The organism is Pseudomonas sp., assembly GCF_026224925.1.
Lineage (GTDB): Bacteria > Pseudomonadota > Gammaproteobacteria > Pseudomonadales > Pseudomonadaceae > Aquipseudomonas.
In genome coordinates, this window is the sequence record NZ_JAMFRV010000042.1 from 1 (window position 1) to 2,841 (window position 2,841).

The window sequence follows — 2,841 nt, forward strand, 5'->3', positions numbered from 1 at the left end:
CATGCTTGCCACAGCAGTATAAGTTTGACGTGAGGCTTTTCATAATTTTTCCTTAAAGTCATCCCTGGTCTCAGCCGCCACTGCGAAAGAGTCGGGGTGCATTTTATTTAATATATACTCGCTCTGTGAAGTGGGCTTTAGTTAGGCTGCGCTCAAGAACTGAAACAGTTTATAGTCTATTTTGGTTTGCGGGATTTTTATGGGCTGAAATAGGCGGGTGCTCACTACTTTTTTGATGCATTATTTTTTAGTTGATGATATATAACTTTCATTAAAGTATTCACCTTTTTCAGGGGAAGTCTTCATGGATCGTATAGACATCAAGATCTTGAGCATGGTGCAAGATTCGGGGCGAATATCTATTACCGAATTGTCAAAGCACGCGGGTCTTTCCATCCCGGCCACAACGGACCGGCTGCGAAAGCTCGAAGATGCCGGAGTCATTTCTGGCTATGGTGCTCAGGTTGATCCAGCGAAGCTCGGGTTTGGCATATCGGCTGTTGTTGGCATGACTACCTTTAAACCATCAAAAACTAAGTTGATCGCAACCCTCAACGACATACCTGAAGTTGTTGAGTGCCTACACGTCACAGGTGATGACTCGTACCTTATCAGGATCTATGCCAAGTCGATGGCAGACCTTGAGAGCATTATCGGGAAGGTTAATAACTACGGCGAAACGCGCACCAGCATCGTCTTATCGGTTCCAATCGAAAGAAGGAAACTGGTACTTTTCGACAAATAGAAACCGGACTCAGAGGAGACACCCCCTGCCGGAATGAGTGAAAAAGTGAGTCTTTTGGTGTAACCACTCACGCGAATACACCCAGCATGTGCATGCAGGTAAGATTGCCCGTCCGGTCAGCAACCAGTGCGATGACAATTCCCTTCGTACTGCGTATTAAGATCCCTTGTCCGGCAACCCAGGATCCAGCCTACGAAAAAGGACTGAGCTCGGCCATGTCCGATATCGTGGCGGACTCGAATGCACCGGTACGTCAACTGTTGGACTTGGGTCGAGTCAAGGACAGACTGGGTAGGGGGGCGGAAAGACTCTCCCTTGCACGAACGCATGGGCATGGAGCAGGTGGCGGGCATGAACAGTTGGCTCGCCGAGTACGCTGTGTCCGTGGATATTTAGTGTAGAAAGTGTCGAACTCAGTCGCGCAGCGCCGGCGACGCGAATGGGTTCACGATTACTCAGCTGTGAACAGGGATGGACATTACTGATGGTCAGCTCAGCCTTGCGGATATGGTGTGCAGTCAGTGTGCTGTGCATGGCCTCGTTCATTATGGTGACCTCCGAGTTCGCCCCCATTGGTTTGTTGTCGCAGATATCAGCCGATCTGGAGCAAACCCCGTCTACCGTCGGGCTGACGGTGACGTTGTACGCATGGATTGGGGCTGCCAGCGGATTACTATCCAACTGGTTGAACCGATGGGTTCCCCGCAAGGCGCTGCTGATCGCGTTGATGCTGATATTGGCCTTATCAAACGGTCTGGCGGCGTTATCCCCTGAATTTTCGACGCTGCTGGCTGCCCGCGCGGTTGGGGCATTAGCTCATGGCATATTCTGGGCAATCGTGGCAGCCACTGCCGCCCATCTTGTGCCAGCGCAGCGCATGGGACTGGCCACCTCGATCGTTTTAGGCGGCATCACCATCGCCACGGTCATGGGCGTTCCGCTGATCAATCTGGTGGGCCAATACGTCGGGTGGCGCACGGCGTTTGTTTGTCTGACTTTGATGTGTGTTGCCAGCGCCGGAGCGATAGCACTGGTGCTTCCCGGGATGCATATACACTCGCTGGCCAAGGGCGGCGGGTTTTCAGCGGTGCTACGGCGCAAGGATCTGTTGATCACTTATGTCATCACCGGGCTGACTGCGGCTGCTCATTTTGGTGCCTACACCTTCGTCGAGCCGTTTATTAGCCAGGTCCCTGGCATTACCTCGTACTTGATTGCTGTCTTACTGTTTGCCTTCGGGGCCGCAGGTTTTCTGGGCAACCTGCTTAGTGCGCTCTTTACTGATCGCTACTTGAACGTTTTCATTCTGATAGCGTTGATGGCGATGGCATTGGCTTTGGTGACCTTGGGCATTTACGGTCCACTTCTGGGGATCGCGCCGGTGGTAATCTTGCTGGTGATCTGGGGTGTGGCCATTTCCGCTTTGTTTACCGGCCTGCAGACCTGGGTCTTGAGGATTGCCGGTAATCACACGGTGCCGGCTACTGCAATCCATACAGCCGTGCTGAACAGCGCGATCGGGCTGGGTGTGATTATCGGTGGAGAAGCGCTGAGTGTGGCCGGGTTCAAGGGGGCGATGCTTTCGGCCAGTGTGGTGATTGTCCCAGCCATCGTCCTGATGATTGCCGCAGGAGTTCGCGCTCGGACAGAGCCCGTCTTCTTGTAACGTGGGAGGTCGTGGACTTCTTTGGCTCAGTTGCAAAGGCTTAGGCGGGCAGATTGCCCCTTCACGGCCACCAGCCTGCAGGGGCTTGGCATGAGTAGCACAGGCAAGCAGAGGATTTGGCGATAGTCATCAACTCTATCGCCATCCAGTGATCCTTCAGCGTATTGGGACGACATTGCGGCCTCTGGTTTGATTAATCGCAGATACCAACAGGCTTCCAGTGGCCGCCTTCTGGATATGCTTACTCCACCAAGCCATCATCGGACGCCGGCGTTCGATGTAATCCGCCCTGTTGTAGGCGCTTCGAACTTCGTTTTTATCAACATGTGCCAGCGCGACTTCGATTAGCTCCGTCATGACCTGCCCGGCCAGTTCATCCGGCCATGGCAGGTCCTGCTCAGGGCCGGGCACCAGCCAGCCGGCGCCCGGC

Annotated in this window: 2 protein-coding genes and 1 pseudogene; 2 read left to right on the forward strand and 1 reads right to left on the reverse strand. The window is 53.8% G+C overall.

Features of this window, described 5'->3' with window-relative positions; all coding sequences use genetic code 11:
- The first annotated feature begins 304 nt into the window (after positions 1-304).
- Positions 305-745: an Lrp/AsnC family transcriptional regulator gene (locus M0974_RS01885; RefSeq protein ID WP_297831956.1), complete on the forward strand. Its 441-nt coding sequence runs from the start codon at positions 305-307 to the stop codon at positions 743-745.
- Between the two features lie 484 nt (positions 746-1,229).
- Positions 1,230-2,411 carry an MFS transporter gene (locus M0974_RS01890; RefSeq protein WP_297831959.1) on the forward strand — a complete coding sequence of 394 codons (1,182 nt, stop codon included), beginning with the start codon at positions 1,230-1,232 and terminating at the stop codon, positions 2,409-2,411.
- 156 nt (positions 2,412-2,567) lie between these two features.
- Here M0974_RS01890 and M0974_RS01895 read toward each other — a convergent pair.
- Positions 2,568-2,841: pseudogene (locus M0974_RS01895) on the reverse strand (hypothetical protein); the annotation flags it as partial.